This window comes from Mycobacterium sp. PO1 (assembly GCF_017312405.1).
In the GTDB taxonomy this organism is placed as follows: domain Bacteria; phylum Actinomycetota; class Actinomycetes; order Mycobacteriales; family Mycobacteriaceae; genus Mycobacterium.
The window spans coordinates 1-1,500 of the sequence record NZ_BLTG01000142.1 but is presented as its reverse complement, the minus strand read 5'-3'; the positions used below and the strand labels follow the sequence as shown (position 1 = coordinate 1,500).

Here is a 1,500-nt window from a genome sequence, read left to right as displayed (position 1 = left end):
CCACGACCACATCCTCCTGGTGCGATCACGATCTCCACCAGAGCCAGGACAGTTCATAGCAGGGTGCCGCCGGCGGTGACGGCGTGGGGGGACTGTCGCGATAAGGGTGTAAACGGCCTGATCGGCCCCGGTGTGTCGGGGCCGGAAAGGTCGCATGATGACCGAAACTGTCGTGGCTGTGGAGCCATCGCAGAATCCCGATGAGGAGGCCGCCGAGGCGGCCATCGACGTCCCGAACGGCCGTGGTGTCGACGAACTCGAAGTCGCCCGAGAGCTGGTGCGCCAGGCCCGCGAGGCGGGCGTATCGCTGACCGGTCCGGGCGGGTTGCTCNNAGACCGCTCTGGACGAGGAATTGTCCGAGCATCTCGGCTATGACCGCCATGACCCGGCCGGGTATGGCTCGGGCAACTCCCGCAACGGAACCCGGGCCAAAACCGTCCTGACTGATGCGTGCGGGCAGATCGAGATCGAGGTGCCGCGCGACCGGGCGGGCAGCTTCGAACCCGAGATCGTCAAGAAGCGTCAACGCCGCCTGACCGATGTCGACGAGGTGGTGTTGTCGCTGTATGCCCGCGGGCTGACCACCGGCGAGATCAGCGCCCATTTCGCCGACATCTACGGCGCGGCCGTCTCCAAGGACACGATCAGTCGGATCACCGACCGCGTGGTCGAGGAGATGACGGCCTGGCACACCCGCCCGCTCGAGCGCGTGTATGCCGCGGTGTTCATCGACGCGCTGCACGTCAAGATCCGCGACGGCCAGGTCGGCCCCCGCCCGGTCTACGCGGCCATCGGGGTGGATCTGGCTGGGCACCGCGATGTGTTGGGGATGTGGGCCGGCGAGGGCGACGGTGAGTCGGCCAAATACTGGCTGGCGGTGCTCACCGAGCTGAAGAACCGCGGGGTGGCCGACATCTTCTTCCTGGTCTGCGATGGCCTCAAAGGCCTGCCGGCTTCGGTGGGCGCAGTGTTCCCCGACACCGTGGTCCAGACGTGTGTCATCCATTTGATCCGCGGAACGTTCCGCTACGCCGGGCGACAGCACCGCGACGCCATCGCCAAGGCGTTGCGGCCGATCTATACCGCGGTCAACGCAGAAGCTGCAGCGGCGGCGCTGGACGCCTTCGAGGCTGAGTGGGGTAACCGGTATCCGGCGGCAATTAGGTTGTGGCGCAACGCGTGGAGTGAGTTCATACCATTCCTGGACTACGACACCGAGATAAGGAAGGTGATCTGTTCGACCAACGCCATTGAATCGTTGAACGCCCGCTACCGCCGCGCTGTCCGGGCCCGCGGGCATTTTCCGACCGAGCAGGCCGCGTTGAAATGCCTATACTTGGTCACCCGGTCGCTAGACCCGACCGGGACCGGACAGAAGCGATGGACCATGCGCTGGAAACCAGCACTGAACGCCTTCGCGATCACCTTCGCCGACCGCATGCCGGGCAGCGAAACAACCTAACCGAAGATGCCGCTTACACCGTTAATCTGACGGACCC

Annotated in this window: 1 pseudogene; it reads left to right on the top strand. The window is 65.3% G+C overall.

What is annotated here, in order from left to right:
- The first annotated feature begins 178 nt into the window (after positions 1-178).
- A pseudogene (locus J3476_RS27555) lies at positions 179-1,463 on the top strand (IS256 family transposase).
- Positions 1,464-1,500: the final 37 nt, after the last annotated feature.